This window comes from Armatimonadota bacterium (genome assembly GCA_023511795.1).
In the GTDB taxonomy this organism is placed as follows: domain Bacteria; phylum Armatimonadota; class UBA5829; order DTJY01; family DTJY01; genus JAIMAU01.
On sequence record JAIMAU010000021.1, the window covers coordinates 14596 to 34265 of the forward strand.

17 protein-coding genes are annotated in these 19670 nt (G+C 47.1%); 2 read left to right on the forward strand and 15 right to left on the reverse strand.

The genetic code is table 11. The features are described from left to right. Positions 1 to 434: 434 nt before the first annotated feature. Positions 435 to 740, forward strand: a complete 306-nt coding sequence (locus K6T99_11770; protein ID MCL6520496.1) for a hypothetical protein — start codon at positions 435 to 437, stop codon at positions 738 to 740. Positions 741 to 788: 48 nt separating this feature from the next. Further along, positions 789 to 1445, forward strand: a complete 657-nt coding sequence (locus K6T99_11775) for a hypothetical protein (protein ID MCL6520497.1) — start codon at positions 789 to 791, stop codon at positions 1443 to 1445. Between the two features lie 129 nt (positions 1446 to 1574). Here K6T99_11775 and cas6 read toward each other — a convergent pair whose 3' ends face one another. The 15 genes from cas6 to K6T99_11850 form a co-directional block, all read right to left on the reverse strand. Further along, positions 1575 to 1997 carry a CRISPR system precrRNA processing endoribonuclease RAMP protein Cas6 gene (gene cas6 / locus K6T99_11780; protein ID MCL6520498.1) on the reverse strand — a complete coding sequence of 141 codons (423 nt, stop codon included), beginning with the start codon at positions 1995 to 1997 and terminating at the stop codon, positions 1575 to 1577. Between the two features lie 85 nt (positions 1998 to 2082). Then, complete coding sequence (locus K6T99_11785; GenBank protein MCL6520499.1) at positions 2083 to 2532, reverse strand: hypothetical protein; 450 nt, start codon at positions 2530 to 2532, stop codon at positions 2083 to 2085. A gap of 120 nt (positions 2533 to 2652) precedes the next feature. Next, a complete protein-coding gene (locus tag K6T99_11790; GenBank protein ID MCL6520500.1) occupies positions 2653 to 4440 on the reverse strand; it encodes a cell wall metabolism sensor histidine kinase WalK in 1788 nt (595 codons plus the stop codon). Further along, positions 4424 to 5131, reverse strand: a complete 708-nt coding sequence (locus tag K6T99_11795; GenBank protein ID MCL6520501.1) for a response regulator transcription factor — start codon at positions 5129 to 5131, stop codon at positions 4424 to 4426. Before K6T99_11795 ends, K6T99_11790 begins: the two co-directional genes overlap by 17 nt. 126 nt (positions 5132 to 5257) lie before the next feature. Then, positions 5258 to 6994 carry a polysaccharide deacetylase family protein gene (locus K6T99_11800; GenBank protein MCL6520502.1) on the reverse strand — a complete coding sequence of 579 codons (1737 nt, stop codon included), beginning with the start codon at positions 6992 to 6994 and terminating at the stop codon, positions 5258 to 5260. 726 nt (positions 6995 to 7720) lie between these two features. After that, the gene (locus tag K6T99_11805) at positions 7721 to 8254 is read right to left on the reverse strand and encodes a DedA family protein (protein ID MCL6520503.1); all 534 of its coding nucleotides are present in this window, start codon (positions 8252 to 8254) and stop codon (positions 7721 to 7723) included. A 96-nt stretch (positions 8255 to 8350) separates the two neighbouring features. Further along, complete coding sequence (locus K6T99_11810; GenBank protein MCL6520504.1) at positions 8351 to 10015, reverse strand: ribonuclease J; 1665 nt, start codon at positions 10013 to 10015, stop codon at positions 8351 to 8353. Positions 10016 to 10048: 33 nt separating this feature from the next. Next, complete coding sequence (locus K6T99_11815) at positions 10049 to 11092, reverse strand: aspartate-semialdehyde dehydrogenase (GenBank protein MCL6520505.1); 1044 nt, start codon at positions 11090 to 11092, stop codon at positions 10049 to 10051. A gap of 16 nt (positions 11093 to 11108) precedes the next feature. Beyond that, positions 11109 to 11897, reverse strand: a complete 789-nt coding sequence (gene dapB / locus K6T99_11820; GenBank protein ID MCL6520506.1) for a 4-hydroxy-tetrahydrodipicolinate reductase — start codon at positions 11895 to 11897, stop codon at positions 11109 to 11111. Between the two features lie 18 nt (positions 11898 to 11915). Continuing rightward, on the reverse strand, positions 11916 to 13139 hold the full coding sequence (locus tag K6T99_11825; protein ID MCL6520507.1) for an insulinase family protein: 1224 nt from the start codon (positions 13137 to 13139) through the stop codon (positions 11916 to 11918). A 143-nt stretch (positions 13140 to 13282) separates the two neighbouring features. After that, a complete protein-coding gene (locus K6T99_11830) occupies positions 13283 to 15520 on the reverse strand; it encodes a polyribonucleotide nucleotidyltransferase (protein ID MCL6520508.1) in 2238 nt (745 codons plus the stop codon). A gap of 17 nt (positions 15521 to 15537) precedes the next feature. Then, positions 15538 to 15807 (reverse strand): 30S ribosomal protein S15, encoded by a 270-nt coding sequence (rpsO, locus tag K6T99_11835; protein ID MCL6520509.1) that lies wholly within the window; start codon positions 15805 to 15807, stop codon positions 15538 to 15540. A gap of 193 nt (positions 15808 to 16000) precedes the next feature. Further along, the gene (locus K6T99_11840; protein MCL6520510.1) at positions 16001 to 16963 is read right to left on the reverse strand and encodes a bifunctional riboflavin kinase/FAD synthetase; all 963 of its coding nucleotides are present in this window, start codon (positions 16961 to 16963) and stop codon (positions 16001 to 16003) included. Positions 16964 to 16972: 9 nt separating this feature from the next. After that, positions 16973 to 18949, reverse strand: coding sequence for a tetratricopeptide repeat protein (locus tag K6T99_11845; protein MCL6520511.1), 1977 nt, complete (start codon positions 18947 to 18949; stop codon positions 16973 to 16975). A 55-nt stretch (positions 18950 to 19004) separates the two neighbouring features. After that, on the reverse strand, positions 19005 to 19670 hold a 666-nt coding region (locus tag K6T99_11850), incomplete at its 5' end, for a tetratricopeptide repeat protein (protein MCL6520512.1).

The window sequence follows — 19670 nt, forward strand, 5'->3', positions numbered from 1 at the left end:
CGGTGGTGGTTTCAATTTGCAGTAAATGGGCGCTTTGATGTCAGATGCTTTCTCCAAAATATCTTTTCAATCAAACGCTAGCCACACCTTTGCTTACTATCTTCCAATAAAATTTCCCCTTTTCCAATCGTCCTCCTTGCCTCTACTACTTAACTAATTGAATAATTATCCTATTTTATCCTTGCTTTTCTTTGCTGTCAATAGCAGACCTTCTAATATTTCTAGTAATTATTCGCCCGTTCTTTACAAATATGTGCTTTGTTGACTGCAAACAAAGCGCTCCATCGTGTTCGGCAGTTCTTGCTTAAATCAATTTTTAGAAGGTTTTTGATTTTTTCCTTGATACTGCCCTAATCTTCCCCGCCCCACCCGCCAACAATTAGTGTTGGACCGCTCACCCAATAGCTGTACTGATTAGCAGTCGCTTGGGTGACTTGCCCCATCCAAAGGGACTCTCGCCCCATCAAAAGGGTCCCAAGCACCATGCGATGGGACCCAAGTACCATCCCAAGGTTATCGCATACCATCCGGCGGTTGCTTTCTACCATCCGACGGTTGCTTTCTACCATCCGACGGTTGCTTTCTACCATCCGATGGTTGCCTTCTACCATCCGATGGTTGCCTTCTACCATCCGACGGTTGCTTTCTACCATCCGATGGTTGCCTTCTACCATCCGATGGTTGCCTTCTACCAAGCGATGGTTGCAGTGTGCCAGCCGATGGAAACTGCGATTCTTTGATGGACAGTTGCTGGATGACGGTACTATTTATTTGGGGAGTAGAATAGAATGCGAGATTACGTACCAAGAAACGATGAGGAGCTTCGTGATTGGATGAGCAACTTCCTGACTGTGCTGACGCCGCATTTGGCGGAGTTCGGCATGGTCGCCGCTGATTTGCAAACTCTGCAGGACTTGAGCAACGGCTTCAGCGATGATTTGACAGCCTACGTGCAGTTGGCTCAGGAGACGCTGGCAATGTCGGCACAGAAGAAGAACTCCCGCAAAGCCATGGTCGCCGAACTGCGCCCAATCGTCCAGCGCATCAACCATCACCCCGCTATGACCGATGCAATGCGCGTGAGCCTAGGCCTAAAGCCATCCAATGTCTCCACTAATTCGTTTCCAATTGAGGAGCTGATTCCAGACATCTTCCTCGAGACAACCCTCGGAAAGGTTACCGTCCACTGGGGTCCCAATCCGATGAATGAAGGCCGAAATGGGAAGCCAGAGGGCGTTAAGGGCGCGAACATCTACCGCAAAGCCGCCGGCGAGGATAAGTTCCAGCTAATTGCTTTCTCATCATCTTCGCCATATTACGACTACGTCACGGGCCCTGCTAGAGATTATACGTACATCGTTCGCTATCGGGGAACGAAGGAAACAGATTTAAGCAACGAATCCACCGAGGAGACGGTTGCCGCAAGGGGCGCACTGGCGACGTAGATTTTCCTCATAGGGCTTCCACATCAGTGCATTAGGAGCAAAAAAGGGCAGGTATCTGCTTCCTGCCCTTTTTTGGCAGTTTGAGCATTGAGCAAATAATTAGGCTTTCACATAAGGGCACCTGACTGCTTATCCTACGATTTCATATTTTCCCATGCCGAATACTGGGGAGTCGCCGACGTGGGTGAACATGCCCAAGACGAGGTATGGAAGGAACTCCTCCATCTCTCCTTTGTAGGTTACGTCGCCAACGATGCCTTCGTGGGGTATTCGCCGCCCTTGGCGGTTCGAGACATGCTCCCAATATATTTGGTCGAGATTTCCACTGGCGATTTTCACCTTTTCTGCGCGCTCGTGAATGCCTGCGTAGTCTAGCTGGGGCCATTCGCCGCAGTGGCCGGCGGAGAGAAGTGATATTCGGCGGAGAAGGTTTCGCATTAGGATGTGGAATTCTGGCCGAAATGCGGGCTTATGGTTGTATGTTAATCGCGTGCAGGTTAGAAAGCGAATTTTCAGGTTATCTTTTGGCAGTCGCTCTGCATATTTGACCATGTCGGGGTACTTCAGCACGACTGTAGTGGAGCGGACAACTGAGTCGGCGGGGTCGTAGACGACTTCGCTGCTGGCAGTTAAATCATTAACCGCGTAGATTTTCCCTAACGTAAAAGGCGCTCTTCCTTTTCCGATGCCAGCCTCTCCGAGTTCTCGAAGGGTTACTAACGAAGTATGGAAGATATTCTATTGCGTTGCCGAAAAGGATAAGCCGCATTAGCAGGAGTTCCCCCTCTTCGTATTCCTGCTTATTTTCTAGGGGAGGCTCGATGACGAAGGGGCGAGGGAATTTGCTGTACCCAACGGTGCCTTTCTGCTCTGGAGTCGCAGGGGTTTCGAATATGTAGGCATATGCGCATTTTGGTTCCAGCTCACAGCCTTCGCAGGTCTTTACGGACGGCTGATAGCAGACAAGCCGCTTGAACTGCATGGTGAGTGCGCCGCGAAGGGTACTGCCCTTGAACGGCGGGAGGAAAAGCGGCCCAGCACAAATCAGCTCGATTTCGTATGAGCTCAAAAGAAATTTGGAAAGCACTTTGCCAACTCCGTTATTTTAGTATCAAGCTTTCTGCTTTCAAATGCTATTACAGACAGTGAACTGCTATATAAAGCAAGGAGTAGTTTGGCTATACCATAATTCAGCTGTCCCAAATTGTCAAGCCAAGTTTTCGGGCTCCATTTTTGGGATAGCAATTGTGAAGGTGCTTCCAACGCCGACAGTGCTTTCAACAGATATCCTGCCGCCGTGCGCTTGGACGATATCCTGCACGATTGACAAGCCTAAGCCTGTGCCGCCAAGCTGTCGCGACCTCGCCTTGTCCACACGGTAGAACCTTTCGAATATGCGGTCAATATGCGCAGGGGGTATGCCGACGCCTGTATCGCTTACGCTCAATATCCAATCCTCGCTGGTTTCGGAAGCCGATATTTCGACGGAGCCTTTCTCAGGCGTATACTTAATCGCATTGTCTATTAGGTTTATAAGCACCTGATGCATTTGGCGTTTGTCCACATACATCTGCATTTGATGTGGAACGTTTATTTTAACGCTGACTTCGTATTGGAGGGCTTTTTCCGAAAGGTTCTCGACTGCCTGCTCAACTAATTCTCGCACCAAAACGTTTGAACGCTGTGGCCTGCGTTTGCCTGATTCAAGCTCTGAGATATTAAGCAAATCGGCTAGGAGAAGAGAAAGTCGCTCTGTTTCCGAATCGAGGCTGTTTACGAAACGATCCAGAACCTCTGGGTCTTCTTTGGCACCGGACTGGAGAGCGCCGACAATTGCGCGAATTGCGGCGACGGGCGTTCGGAGCTCATGGCTAACGTTCGCCACGAAGTCCTTCCGGACTTCTGCCAACATGCGAATCTCGGTAACATCGTGGAGACCCAGTACTACTCCTATTATTTGGCCACTTTCATCGCTTACTGGCGCTGAGTAAGCATTTACAATTCGCTCTACAGGGGCGTGAATCTTCAATTCCTTTCTCAGCGTGCGGCGTGATTTCACGGTCCCGTGAATCATTTCGACGGCATCGGGAATCATGCTAAGCGCTCCGATTTGTTCTCCTACAACCTTTTCTGATTTAATGCCTAAAATTCGTTCGGAAGCAAGATTAAACAAGATAATTCGTCCACGCTTGTCAGTTACCACTATACCATCCGCCATTGTTCGAAGGATGGTTTCCATTCTTTTTTTCTGTTCGGCTACTTGCTCGATATTCTCGCAAAGGCGGTCAGCCATCAAGTTAAGGCTAGCGGCGAGCTCGCCTACTTCATCTTTCGACATCACAGGCACTCGCTGGCTAAGGTCTCCAGCCGCCATTGTTCTAGCCATCTCATTCATTTTGCTGATTGGGTCGGCTATGCTAGAGGCAAGTCGCATGCTAATTGCGATTGCTACTGCGCTTGTTATGGCTAGCGTTACTAGTATAATGCGGTGGATTCTGCCGGCGGCGCGGCGTGCTTCGTATAAAGAGGCTTGGAGCACGACCTTTCCGGCGGATTTTCCATTTGCCTTTAGTGGAACAACGACAACAGCGCCTTTGACTTCGCGGGCTTCGCTGTGGCAAATCTTGCATCCGAAACCTTCCTGCAGTCCTTTGATAGAGTGTGCAAAATCCTCGACGCCGGGAGCGTTGAAGCCGGTTCCACTGCTTCCAATAACGCGGCCTTGGTTGTCGTACACGGTAATGCTTGCGCGAATATCAGCTGCAAGGCGTTCGCAAAGTCTGTTAAGGTCAACGCTATCAGTTGATTTTGACTGGCGTATTTTTGGCTCAAGCACGTCTTTAACGAGCGTTCCATGTCCGTGGAGTGCGGCTTCGACTTCGGCAATGAATTGGCGTTCGACAAAGTATGAAAATGTGAGGCCAAGGCTAAAAATAGCCAAGAAAGTAACAACGAGGTAGGTTAAGACAAAGCGCCATTTAATCTTCTTTGTCATCGCTCTGTCCGACGTACATGTAGCCAATGCCGCGAACCGTAACAATGCGTTTTGGCAAGCTGGGATTATCTTCTATTTTCTCGCGGAGCCAGCGGATGTGGACGTCGAGTGTTCTGCTGGTTTCGTAAGCATCCTCAGCCCAAACGGCGTTCAGCAGCATGTCGCGAGTCATGACACGGTCTCTATTTTTCACAAGAATTCGAAGAAGGTCGAACTCCTTCAAGGGAAGGTAAATAGTTTTGTCGCCCAGCTTAACAATTCTTCTGGAGCAATCGACAGTTAGGTCGCCCACGCGCAAAACTTCATGCCTACCCGATTCCTCAGCAAGGCTTGAGCGTCTCAATACCGCCTTTAGACGTGCGATTAGCTCTCGAATGCTGAAGGGTTTAATTACGTAGTCATCTGCACCCAGCTCTAAGCCGACTACGCGGTCAACCTCTTCGCCTTTTGCCGTTAGCATAATAATTGGGATGCTTGTTTCTTTTCGAAGAATGCGGCATATTTCGAAGCCGTCTATCGTGGGAAGCATAATATCCAGCAGAATGAGGTCGGGCGATTGTTCGCGAGCCATTGCCAAGCCTTGAGCGCCGTCTGTAGCCACTAGGACCTGGTAGCCTTCTTTTTTGAGGGCATAGCTAACGGAGTCTGCAATCAGTGCTTCATCTTCGATAATCAAGATTTTTTCATTCATGATGGAGAAGTCCTTACTGGTGGATAAGAGTAAGAACTTGGCTTTTTGAGAGTCGAAGTTCTTGAGAAGTATAACTAATCTTAAGACTTCTTGTCAAGCATTTAAAGTATTAAGTACAGAATGACATTACCGCACAGCCTCCATCATTTCAGAAATTGTAACGAAGCGGTAGCCTCGACTGCGAAGTTCGCTCACGATTTGGGGGAGTGCGCTGAGGGTTGCAGGCTCACCATTATGCATAAGGATAATCGCGCCATCGTTCACATTGTCTACTACCGAGCGAGCAAGGATTACATGGCTGGCTCCTTCATACTTAGTGCAGTTTATGTTCCAGAATACGCCGGTTAGCCCTAAGCGGGCGGCGGCTTTAAGGACAACGTTGTTCGCATGTCCTCCTGGGGGCCTGAAAAAGCGCGACTCTTTGCCGGTAATGGCGCGGATGACAGCGGCTCCTTTTGCCAGCTCCATCTCCACCTGCTTTTGGGATAGGTTCGCAAGGTTTTCGTGACTGTAGGTATGATTTTCGATTTGGTGGCCGCCCGCTTCGATTAATTTTACAAGCTCTGGCTGTGCCTCTGCACGAAATCCGACTAGGAAGAAAGTTGCACGGACCCCAAGGTTGCGCAGTATCTTGAGCGTTTCCTCTGTGCGCTCATTTGGTCCGTCATCGAAGGTGAGTGCAACCATCCGTAAGCCGGCGGGACCCTGGCGCAGTTCGGCATATTCGGGCTTCCGTCCCTGGAGAATAATCAGCTGGTCGCGTGCATCAAGGAAATTCGAATCGTATGCGACTGTATACTCGAAATGCTTTGCGGCGTTTTCTTTATCTCCAATCTCGAGGAAAATTTTTGCTAATTCGTAGTGTGCCAGCTTTCGCGACTCGGTCAAGCGAATGCAACTCCATATGCGTGCTGCAAGTTGCTCTGCTTTAGGACCTTTCAGATTTGGGAACTTAAGAGGATTAGCGTTTTCTATTCGAACCCATGTAGATTTTCTGCTGACGATAGCGCCGTTTTGATCGCGCGCCTCGATTTCAACCTCGTGCAAGCCATTTGGGTGGTTGAGGGTATTCCAATCGAACCTGAATGGGCTGTAATTTGTTACACCTACAAAATTTTTATCAACGAAAAACACAACATATGCAACCTGCTCCAGCTTGCTTGCATCTGCAGTTAGGGTTACGATACCGGACACAACAGGGGCATTTTTTTGTTCTGGGGGCTTCCTGGAAAGCTTTCCGTTTGGCAAGGCTATTGGTTGTTTCTTGTCAAATGTGGCGATAGGAGCCCGAAATTCCTCAAACCCTGGGGGCGCCAGGCTTTGAAGTACATCCACAAGCAGGTTGGAAGCGGATTCAATATCGCCTGCTTTCAACTTCGCCATTGCGTGAATTTGCTTTGCAAGTGTTGATTGGGGTGCAGTGCAGTCGGCAACCTTGCCGTCTAGATAATCCAAATAGCACCTTAGCAATGAAATCTCCTTGGAGCTATTGTCTATTTTTTCTGCCAATTTCGCCCATTTTTCCATTCCGGGCCTATCGCCTTTGAGCAGAGCGCAAATTGCGAGAGCGTAATGGGCGCGCCATTCACTTGGATTAGCCGCAATGGCGTGGTGGTATTCTTTTTCCGCATCCGAAAGGTTTCCCGCATGAAGATAAATAGTGCCAAGTGCGAGATGACCAAGCGAATCAGATGAGTTTAGGGCAAAGGCTTTTTCAACTGCTTGAAGGGCATCATCGTATTTGCCCAATTCGATATTTGCGACTGCTTCTTGTAGCAAGTCGCTGTATTCGGCTCCCAATGCCGCCGCACACAAGATTAAGGATAGGAAATATAGTTGGAGCAGTCTAGAAACGGTGCGCATTTAAAAACTCCGAAGCAGATAACGAATGCGAAGTAATACTACCCAATGATGCGTTAAAAGTCAACGAGGATATTTGTTTTACATGCCGAAAAGACCGACTGCGGCATACTTTCCCACGGCACTGACAACATCGAACATCAGGACCTAGAGAAGAACTCTGCTGGCGGGAAATGGGTTTCGCGGTACACCAAATCAACAATAATTTCGTCGAGCCATGCGTCAATTTTCAGAGCGATGCGCCCCTCGCCTGGTACTTTCTGATCACAGAGCGCTTCGTTGAATGCTTTTGTTACCGCAAGCTGAAGGTCAGTTACTTCTTGAGGCGTAAGATTTGTTCCTCGCGCAATCTCTCTGATAAATCTTCGCAGGATTTACGCTGCCGCAGGATCGGCGGGCAAGCTGAAGCGAGTGATTTGAGGACAGCTTGTATACGTTTTCATTTTCGGCTAGGTCTTCCTCTCACCTGATATTTCGAGAATTTTCCGGGCTGGGGGTTAATCTCCATGCTCTGAGGGCATGTTTATTCGCTAGCCCTTTTAATGTATAATAAATTGACCCAAGCGTCAACTAGTAAAAATAACAGTTTTTTACCTATCTATTATATTTTCTTACGCTCCCCCCACCAACCTAGAAGTTTTCCTCGACCTCTATCTATACGACGGCAAACGAAACAGTATGGTTCCTGAGATTTGTTGTATCCGAGGAATCAAACAAATAAACGTGAATTTAGCCTTCTGGTTTAAGGTGGTGGTAGAGCCAGAAGACAAACGCAACACCGATTAAAACAGCAATTACGATGTCTGCATTGTGGAAGTACGAGCGGATTGAACTCCAATTTTCACCGAGCACCTTGCCAACATAGGCAAGGAAATAGCACCACGGGACAGAGCCTACAAACGAGTAGACCATGAAGCGGCCGAAATTCATGCGGGAGACGCCTGCGGGGAAAGAGATGAAAGTTCGGATTACAGGAAGCAAGCGACTTATAAAGACTATTGGCTCACCATATTTATCAAACAAGTAGTCGGCGCGGTCCATATCCTTTCCCTTGATTAGCAAATATTTTCCGTATCTCTTGATGAAAGGCCTTCCGCCGCGCATCCCGGCGTAGTACGCAACCGCCGAGCCAATTGCACAACCGAGTGCACCTGAGAGCGATGCGAGATGGAGGTCGAAAATACCTTTATATACCAAAAAGCCCGAGAATGGCATTATTATCTCGCTGGGCAGAGGAATGCATGCGCTTTCTATCGCCATCATCGCTATAACGGCGGGATATCCAAATGAGCCTATTTGCTCTATCACCCAATTCGCTATTGGCTTGAGGAAATGGTCCAACTCCAGACGCCTCCTGAGCTATATTTCCATAATTACAGGCAATATCATGGGATGGCGGCGAGTCCGACTAGATATAAGCTTTGCTACAGCAGAACGAACGTCGGATTTAGCCGTTGTCCATTCGGTTGCCGCATCAACTGCCAACCCCTCGATTGTTTGTGTTACCACCTCTTTGACTTCTTCGATTAAATCTTCTGCTTCTTCAAGATAAATAAAACCACGGGAAATTATATCAGGACCAGCGACTATATCGCCGGTTGCTTTGTCGATGCCCAAAACGACGATAAACACTCCATCCTGCGCCAGGTGCCGGCGGTCTCGAAGAACCACATCTCCCACATCGCCCACTCCAATTCCATCCACTAGAACATCGCCTGCTGGGACTTTGCCAACAATTTGTGCGTTTGACTGACTAATCTCCAAAACGTCACCGACTTCCATCGCGAAGACGTTTTCTCGCTGAATTCCCATCTCTACGGCAAGCTCGATATATTTTGCGATGTGTCTGTGCTCGCCATGAACTGGAACCACATACTTGGGTTTAGTCAAGTTGAGCATTAGCTTTAGTTCTTCGCGATTGCCATGACCTGAGACGTGGACAGGCGCAATTGCATCGTAAATAACGTCTGCTCCGCGTTTGAATAGATGATTTATAGTTCGTAAGATTAGGTCTTCATTGCCAGGGATTGGGGTTGCGGAGATTATTACTGTATCGCCCTGTTGAATTTTAACGATTGGGTGGTCATCCATTGCAATGCGCGTCAAAGCGGAAAGTGGCTCACCTTGGCTGCCGGTAGTCATGCAGACAACCTGGCTCGGAGAAAGCTCTGGGACGTCTTCAACGCGAATCTTAGTGTTATTTGGAATTTTGAGATAGCCAAGTTGCTCAGCAATTTCGACGTTCTGCGCCATGCTACGCCCAATTATTGCAACTTTACGTCCAAACTTGGCAGCGGTGTTGAAGACTTGCTGTATGCGGTGGATATTTGAGGCAAACGTGGCGATGATTATCTTTCCCTGTGCTTTGCTGAAAACCTGTTCGAACATCGCTCCGACAACGCGCTCTGAGGGAACATGCCCAGGCTTTTCGACATTAGTACAGTCAGTTAGCAACACCAATACGCCCTCAACCCCAATTCGTGCAAAGGCTGGGAAATCTGCCAATTTGCCATCAATTGGCGTCTGGTCGAACTTAAAATCCCCTGTGTGGACAATGGTGCCTACTGGCAGTCTTATTGCAATTGCAAAACCATCCGGTATACTGTGGCTTACTCGGATAGTTTCCACGTCGAACACTCCGATATTGAAGCGCTGCCCGGGCTCAACCTGGTGAAGTTCTGCAACGTCTGTAAGCTTAAACTCATCAAGCTTGGCTTGAACAAAGCCTAATGTTAACTTTGTCCCCCAAATTGGCACATTTAATTGGCTAAGCACATAAGGAAGAGCCCCAATGTGGTCTTCGTGTCCATGGGTCAGGACGATTCCCTGAACCCTATCTGCCTTGTTGAGAAGATAGGTAATATCGGGGACGACAAGGTCAACTCCGAGTAATTCATCGTCAGGAAACATCAGACCGCAGTCAACCAAAAGAATTTGGCCGCAATATTCGAATGCGACCATGTTCTTGCCAATTTCACTAACGCCGCCTAAGGGAATTATGCGAACTGCCTCTTGGTTTTCCATGTTTTTGGTAATACGGGGTCTGCTTACTGGGTTCTAGCGACTGCGGATTAAGCCACGAGAAATCATCAATTCTGCAATCTGGACTGCATTTAGAGCCGCTCCCTTTCGGAGGTTATCTGCCACCACCCACATACTAAGCCCCGTTTCGATGAATGGATCCTCGCGTATTCTGCCGACGTAAACTTCGTCCTTTCCTGAGGCATCAATTGGCATCGGATAGGTGCGGCAATTTGGGTCGCTGTCGGTCGGATTAGGCTCATCTACGACAATTATTCCAGGGAAGGAAGCGAGAATTTCCCTAGCCTCCTCTGCCGTGATTTTTTCTTCTGTCTCGACATAAACCGCTTCGGAATGGCCATTGAACACTGGAACGCGCACCGTGGTTGGAGTAATCTTTATTTCTCTATCGCCCAATATTTTATGGGTCTCAGCCACCATCTTCCATTCTTCACTTGTATAGCCATCGGGTCTAAAATTGCCGATATGGGGAAACAAATTAAAACCTATTTGATAGGGATATACTGCTGGCGGGTCAATTTCTTTCCCTGCTACCAATTTCGTAGATTGTTCATGTAGTTCCTTAATCGCATCGCGACCGGTGCCAGATACTGCTTGATAAGTGCTAACTACGACTCTTTTTACACGCGAGCGGTTGTATATAGCTTTAAGTGGAAGCACCATCTGGATTGTTGAACAATTTGGATTGGCGATAACTCCCTGATGCCAATTGACGTCATCCGGATTGCATTCCGGCACGACTAGCGGAACGCGGTCGTCCATCCTAAAAGTCGAGGAGTTGTCAATTACAACTGCCCCACGCTTTGCTGCTTCCCAAGCATAAAGCTTGCTTGCACCGCTTTCGCCTTCGGTTCCTGCAAAAAGAGCAATATCTACATCGTCAAATTCCTCTGGTATAGTCTCCTTAACCTCATATTGTTTTCCATTGATTTCCATTACTCTGGCAGAACGTGCAAGGAGCTTTAGCTTGTTTATGGGAAAATTCCGCTGTTCAAGCGTCTTTAGCATCTCTTGCCCAACGGCTCCGACGCCAACTACAGCAACGTTGAACCTTTCCATAGAGCAACAACCTTCCTTACAGAATTTTTTCTAACCCATAAATTACATCGGTTAATCCAACAGCTCGCTTTATTGCAAGAAGGACACCCGGCATAAATGACTTCCTATCTATCGAATCGTGGCGGATTGTCAAGGTTTGACCAACTCCGCCAAAGATTACCTCTTGGTGGGCAACCAACCCAGGCAATCTGACACTGTGAATATTCACCCCGTGAAACTCTGCCCCTCGTGCTGTATTATCGCCTTTGCTAGCACTGTCTCGAGAACGGACGTTAGATATCATCTGCGCTGTTTTAATTGCGGTTCCTGACGGCGCATCAAGCTTTTTGTCATGATGAAGTTCTATAATTTCTACTGCCGGAAAATATTTTGCAGCTTCTGCAGCGAACTTCATCATCAGTACTGCTCCGATGGCAAAGTTAGGAGCGATAATTGCTCCAATTCCTTTCTTTTCCGCAAGTTCTTTAATTTCAGCCAGGTTCTCCTCCGTTATCCCCGTTGTGCCTACCACTGGAACAGCTCCTGCATTCATAGCTGTTCGAATATCAGACATAGCCGCTGAAGGAACACTGAAAACCACAGCAACATCTGCTGGCGCTGAATCAAGTGCTTCCGTCAAGCTTCCTTTTATTTCTATAGGGCAATCGATTGCAAGCAATTCCGAGAGTGTTTTTCCTGTATATGCGGGGTCCGCGGCACCTACCAAAACCATTTCGTGGGCTTCGCCATAAACCGCCAATGCCGTCTCACGGCCCATTCTTCCGCCTGCGCCCGATATCGCGACTCTTATTATTGGTTTATCCATTGATATCAACCTCGCACATTAGTTAAACGGTCCAATTGCCGCTAAAGACATCGTCGAGTCATCGAACACCTCATTGGCTACCCGGATAATGTCAGCCATGGAAACACTCATTATAGAACCAATTATCTCCTCCAGCGGGATAATCCGACCTAGGTATAGCTCCGTCTTGCCCAACCGCATCATTCGACTACTCATGCTTTCCTGGCCGAGAACAAGTGCTCCACGAATCTGATTTTTTGCTCTTTCCAATTCTTTATCCGTAAGGCCAGCTTCTCGAATGCTCACAAACTCTGATTTCACCAATCCCATAACCTCATCCAAACTCTGCATGCTTGTGCCTCCATAGGCGGCGAACAATCCACTTTCCCTATAGGAAATGGAATATGAGCCGATAGAGTAAGCTAGCCCCCGTTTCTCACGAATTTCCTGGAAGAGGCGCGAACTCATTCCACCGCCGAGCACAGCATCTATAATTGCCAATGTGTACTTATCCTTTTCGCCGTGAGCAAATCCTCGAGTGCCGATGCAGAAATGCACTTGCTCGGTCGTTTTTTGCGTTAAGTTTGACCGCGCACAGAAGGTAGGTGCATATTGGTTAGTCTCAACCTTTTCGCCCGAAAGCAACCCAAAAATGTCAGCAATTCTGCCAACGAATTCTTTGTGATTTAAGTTGCCTGCTGCTGCAATGACCATATTCTCGGGAATATAACGTTTGCTCATATAGGAAACTACGTCATCTCTGGTTAGTTTGCCAACCGTTTCCCTATCGCCTAGCACCGAACGACCAAGGGGATGTCCACCCAATATTGTCTGGGCAAAAATATCGTGCACCAGGTCATCAGGTGAGTCCTCGTGCCGCTTTATTTCTTCCAGAACAACATTCTTTTCTCTTTCGATTTCATCACAATCAAATATTGAGTTTAATAGCATGTCGCCGATTACTTCAATAGCAATCGGAGTATGCTCGGCAAGCACCTTGGCAAAGTAACAGGTGTATTCCTTTTCGGTAAACGCATTCAAATGACCGCCGATAGAATCGAATTCGTCTGCAATCTGTTGAGCCGTGCGGTTTGCAGTTCCTTTGAACAGCATATGCTCAATGAAATGAGAGATACCCCTGTTTGAATCATCCTCATCTCTTGAGCCAGAGCCGACCCACACGCCAACAGCCACTGACTGAACATGTGGTATAGTTTCAGTTACAACTCGAATACCATTCGGTAATATATCTTTATTGAACATTGCTACCCTTTTGAAAAATTATGGGGGAGGGTGAAGTGGAATATGTACCCTTTCAATTTGCCCCCTGATATGCAAGCCGGCCGAAAAGCTGGCTCGTAAGCCACACTGCTTCGGCCGGTGCTTTTATTCGGCTTTGGACCGAGTTATCGTTTTGGTCGGAATTTCGCACGCGGAAATTCGTCGTCATCTAAAAAGCTTCGACCCTTATCCGGTTTTATGTCTTTTTCTCTTCCCTTTTGTGGTTCCCGTAGCGCAGGAGAAACAAAACGCTCTGGCTTTGGCCCCTCGCCAGGTTGAACTACTCCTTTCCTTGTTAGACTTATCTTCCCTTGAGGCGTTGCTTCTATAACTTTCACAAGCACTTCATCGCCTACGTGGAGCACATCCTCCACTTTTGCTATCCTCGCTGGGCCAATTTGCGATATATGTAACAAACCTTCTCTCCCGGGGAGTATCTCTACAAACGCACCAAAAGGAGTAATTCTCGTAACTTTGCCAGGGTAGGTTTCGCCAACTTTAACATCTCGCGCTATGTCGTCTATCATCTTCAAAGCGCGTTCGCCACCAGCCTTGTCTACAGCGGTTATGTAGACTCGGCCATCTTGCTCGATGCTTATGCTGGCGCCTGTTTCCGCTTCTATTTTCTTGATGATTTTACCGCCCGGGCCTATAACATCACCTATTTTATCAGGATGTATCTCAATCATCAATACCCTTGGAGCATATGGGGAAAGCTCTTCTCGCGGCTTTGAAATCGTCTCAAGCATCTTATCAAGAATATAAAGCCGTCCAACTTTTGCTTGTTCAAGCGCAGCGCTTAGGACCTCTCTGGGTATACCGCTGATTTTGGTATCCATTTGTAATGCAGTGACGCCAGTTGTCGTCCCTGCAACTTTGAAATCCATATCGCCAGCAAAATCCTCAAGGTCCATTATATCGCTTAGTATGACATAGTTGGAACCATCAGTCATTAGCCCCATTGCCACACCAGCTACGGGTGCTTTTATAGGCACTCCTGCATCCATCAAACTCAGCGTGCTTCCACAAACGCTTGCCATTGAAGTGGACCCGCTTGACTCCAAAACCTCGGATGTGAGCAGAATTGCATAAGGGAAATCTTCCTCTGACGGAATCATTGGCGCCAATGCCTTCTCTGCTAGTTGTCCGTGGCCAATTTCCCGTCTTCCAGGCCCTCGCAACGGCCGCGTTTCTCCCACGCTGAAAGGAGGAAAATTGTAGAAGTGCATGTAGCGCTTTGTGCCATCCTCTTCAAGGCTATCTACAATTTGCGCCTCGTCTAACGATCCAAGCGTAACAGTTGTAAGCACTTGGGTTTGCCCGCGCGTGAACAATCCCGAACCATGCACTCTTGGAAGCAAGCCTACCTGGGCGCTGATGGGGCGAATTTCATCTGGCCGCCTGCCATCCATGCGAACCCGTTCGTTGATAATAAGACTCCGAAACTCCCTCTTTATAATCTTGTCAACAGCTTCGGCAACCTCAACTTCACGTTCTGGATAGTCTGCTACCAAGCTCTCAATTAACTCGGCTCTCAAATCATCTAGAACATCTGCACGCTCTGCTTTGCCCAACTTCTTCGCAGGAAGTTCGTGGATTACTTGCCGGACCTTTTCAGAAACTTTTGTGTCTATATCTTGGAAAAGTTCCGAATCAAGTTCAAAAAGCGGAACTTCAGCTTTGGGCTGACCGATACGTCGGACAAGCTCATTTTGAATTCCAACTATCTGCTTTATGTGTTCATGCGCAATGTCTACTCCGGCAAGAATTTCTTCTTCGGGCACCTGGTTGGCATCGGCATCTACCGTAGTGACGGCATCGAATGTTCCGGCAACTACAAGATTCAAATCGGATATTTCTAGCTGTTCCAATGATGGATTTACGATAAATTCGCCATCAATTCGCCCGATTCTTACTGCTCCAATAGGGCCATTGAAGGGAATGGGAGAAATGCTAAGTGCCGCTGACGCAGCAATAATTGCCAACACATCGGTGGGATGTTCAGGGTCATACGAGAGAGGCATGCAGATTATTTGTACTTCATTTCGCATGCCCTCGGGGAAAAGCGGCCGAAGTGGTCGGTCGATTAACCTCGAAGTCACTACCGCCTTCTCTGAGGGTCTGCCCCCACGCTTTACAAAACCACCGGGGATCTTTCCAACAGCATACTTCCTCTCTTCGTAGTCACAAACCAAAGGGAAGAAGTCAACGCCTTCTCGCGGCTCCTCACTCATTGTTGCGGTGCCGAGAACAATACTGTCTCCCTGTTTTACCAAAACAGACCCGCTAGCTTGCCTCGCGATATCCCCTGTTTCGATGGAGAGGATACTGCCACCTACCTCAAGCTCTACTTTTTCTGACATTATTGTCTATTTGTCTCCTATCTCCTCAAGCCGAGACGTGCCACGATTGAGCGGTACCTCTCGATGTCTTTCTTGCTGAGGTAATTCAGTAACCTGCGCCGCTGTCCAACCATCATAAGCAATCCGCGCCGCGAATGATGATCTTTTTTGTGCTGCTTAAGATGTTCGGTTAATTGATTGATGCGTGCCGAAAGTAAGGCAATTTGGACCTCTGCAGACCCAGTGTCACTTTCATGGATGCGGAATTGGTCTATGATGGCTGTCTTTTCTTCCTTTTGCAAAACCATCTGTTCTCTATCCCTTCTTTGGAATCTTAGATTAACCGCGGGCGACTCTCAGCAAGAATCGGGGAGACAATAGACTGGAGACTGTAGACAGAAAACTCCCTTCATCGTACAAAACGACCTGTCTACAGACTTGGGTCTACAGCCTCACCGATTCGACAAAGTGCCCGCGTTATTTTCTGAACTGCGTTATACTCTACCATAATTGGCAATCCGTGTCAAATACCATATTACAGAAAGAGCCCTCTGTCGCCTGAACTTGCACAACATCGGCTTCAATCTGCTTAATCAAATCTTCTTTAACTGCAAACTGTATCTCGCTTCGTAACCTTTGATGAAATGCAACATCGAGTTTTTCACCGTATATGTTTCCTGAGAAATCCAGAATGTAAACCTCCACAGTAAGGCTACGACCGCCCACCGTAGGCCTTGTTCCTATGTTGACCGCGGCAGAATATCGGGTCTGTCCAATCCTAACCGATGCTGCGTAAACGCCTCTTGCTGGCAGGATTTGTTTCTCAGCTGGTTGAAGATTTGCCGTTGGGAAGCCAAGCTTTTCGCCGATGCCATCGCCGTGAACAACGGTTCCCCTTAAAACAAATGGGTGGCCAAGCATTGCTGCTGCCTTTTCTACTGCGCCCGAAGAAATCAACCGTCTAACTTCTGTGCTACTTATTATCGTCCCATCCATAACTATTTGCGGTACTACTATTGTCCCAAACCCTAACTTTTCTCCCATTTCTCGAAGAAGCGCCGGCCTACCTCGCCTTCCCTTTCCAAATGCAAAGTTAGAACCTATTACAATAGTTTCAGCCTTCAACTTTTCGAGCAGAATGTGTATTAAGAAATCCTCAGCCGACATTTCTGCAAGTTTATGGTTGAACTCTAATACGAGCGCTAGGTCCATTCTGCGCCATGCAATAAGTTCAAGCTTTTGTTCAAGCGTATTGATATAATGTGGTGCGTATTTGGGCTGCAAAATTTCCTTGGGATTGCGATCGAATGTAACAGCTACGGCAAGAGACCTAGAATCATCAGCAGTTGACCTCACCAGTCGCATGATTGCTTGATGACCAAGATGGACGCCGTCGAACACTCCAACAGTCACCACCGACTTATCCAAAGCAGGTAGGTTTTCAATTCCCCTTGCTATCTGCATATACATTCTTTATCTATTAAGTCTTCGCAATTTCTCACTCAATGCATTCAAAAAATTGACAGATGGCTCTACACCATACTTGCGTGCAAGTTCTACTTCTTTCCATGCTTTCAAATATTGACCTTTTCCGTATAACAATTGTGCAAGAGTTAAATGTGCTTCTGCGTAATTGGGCCTGAGAGCTAATGATTTCCTAAGGCTTTTAATTGCTTTATCTACTTGCCCTAAATTGGCCTGTACACTTCCCAACACATAATACGCCATATAGTCATCAGGAACAAGACGGCTTGCTTCTTCCAGCGCCTTCAAAGCCTCTTCGTATTTCCCCATTTCAGCAAGTGCAACACCCTTGTTGAAATGAGCAGCAGCATAGGTTGGCCTTATACGAATTGTTTCCACAAACTCTCTTAAAGCATCAGCAATCCGTCCTTGTCGTGCAAGAGCAACACCTAAGTTATAATGTGCATCAGCATAGTTTGGCTTGGCTTGAATCGCACTATGGTATTCTCCAATTGCTTCTGTTAAGTGGCCTGTTCTTTCATACCTAACACCTCGGTCAAAGTGCCATTTAGCAACATTTGGCTCATACCTTGCAAAGTTTTGTGAAGTTAGGCAAAACACCGCAACCCAAATTAGCAGCCAATTAGCAAGACTTCGCCAAGCATGAGAGGCAGCCATCCGCAATGCGTTATCTATCCCGATAGATGCGAACAACAACAGGAAGGGAATAATGGGAACGCGGTATCTTCCTGCCACAAAAAATGGCAAATAAGAAATGAAATACGACAAGATAAAGAATAAAATTAATATTGTCACCTCATTATGATGGTCAAGTTTGTAGGTTTTCACGCTTTTTGGAAACTTCTTCAGCATCAGCAAACCAACCAAAGCAAGTGAAAAAATTATCGAGAAATTGCCAGGAAGTTTCCTTAAAATCTTTGAATTGGCTCGCTCAAGCTCGTCTTCCTTTTCATTCCCAACCTCTTTTGGTCCCCAGAATAAAAGCGCCTTTTTTCCAGTAAGCTTCAAAACGTCTAATGGGTGACTTTTAATATAATTCAGAGCTTCCTTTGCAAAAAATTTAGAAGCCTCCGAATATCCAAGCCTCTTATTAAGTTTTCTCTCAAGCAAGCGAACGATATCTGGATAGTCATAGCAAGACCATCGCCTAATACTTGGCGAAGCTGGAGTATATCCATCAGCTGCCGGGTTATTACCGAGGAACAAATTAATTCCACCATTGGAGCAAATCAAAACAGGCTCCTTTGCTACAATGAAATTTCTAATAGTCGCTGGCAAAATAGTAACCAATGCTCCAGTTAAAAAGCCCACAATCGCAATGCCCAGTGGCAGTTGCCAATTCCTTCTATGAGCCAGCCAGACCACCCAAGCAATGACAACTGGAATGAAAACGAGAATATTCGGCCTAGTAAGAGCATAAATGCCTAATAATACTCCACCAGCGATTGAGCGCTTCAATGTAATCTTTTCAGTCCAAAGTGACAATATAATTATTAAGCAAAGCGCCAGACTAACAAGGAGTACTGGTTCAAGAAGCTCACCTTCGAAGTAAACGAAAACCCAATAAATAGCCATGAAGGCAGCAAATAATAGGCCTACATTTGAATTAAACCAACGCTTTCCCAGATAAAATGCAAGAACGCAATTAATTAATCCGAGAAACATTTGGAATATGCATGCCCATAGATGGCTCGATTTAGTAATCAGGTAAACCAAAGCTAGAAAATACGGGTAGCCTGGGGGACGAAAAAAGGGCGTTGAGTTAATTTGGGGGTCTTGAAAACCCCTAGGCGGAGCCCAATCTCCCGAGACCAACGCCCGCGCCCAATAATCGTGGTAACCAGCATCTAATCCGGGGCTAGCAAAGTCTGGTGTGTCAACTATTTCATTTAAATAGAACCCTCTAATTGCGGCGCCTAAACACAGAATTAAAACTAAAATTATTAGCTCTCGCGGCCATTTCATTTTTAATTTACTTGCCCTTGCGCTTATAGTATTTCCATTTGAGAGTTCGAAACAGCTATTGCGACTTATTAATCTTCTCTGAAATTGCTTTGATTAAGCCGGGATGCGGTCGGCCGCCGTATTTCTCACACAATTGGATTTCCTGTTGAGCACGAACGTAGTCGCCTTTGAAATATAGAGCGGCGGCGAGATTATTGTGTGCTTCTGCATATTCCGGCTTTATCTCCAGGGCTTTGGTAAAGTGGAATATCGCTTCGTCAAGTCTTCTCTGTGCAACTAGCTCAATCCCAAGATTACTATGAGCCTCTGCATAATTAGGCTTTAGTCGAATTGCTTCCGAATATTGCTCAATAGCCTCTTTTCCTTTCCCCAGCTTCGACAAAGCAACTCCGAGATTAAAGTAAGCATCAGCAAAACTTGGCGCCAAGCGAATTGTTTCATTATAGTGACCGATTGCTTCCTCAATACGACCTACCTCAACCAAAGCAATCCCCAAATTCAAGTGCGCCTCCGCCAGCTTCGGATTGTACTTCAATGCCTCATAATAATGCTCGATTGCCTCGTCTCTATTTCCTTTTCTGGAAAGGATATTTGCCAAGTTATTGTGTGCAAGTGCGCTTTTCGGATTTGCCGCAATTGTATATCGCCAAAGTGTTTCAGCATCTTTATATGCATGTCCCTGGCGCCATGTTAGAACTGCAAGCACAACAAGAATCGCCGC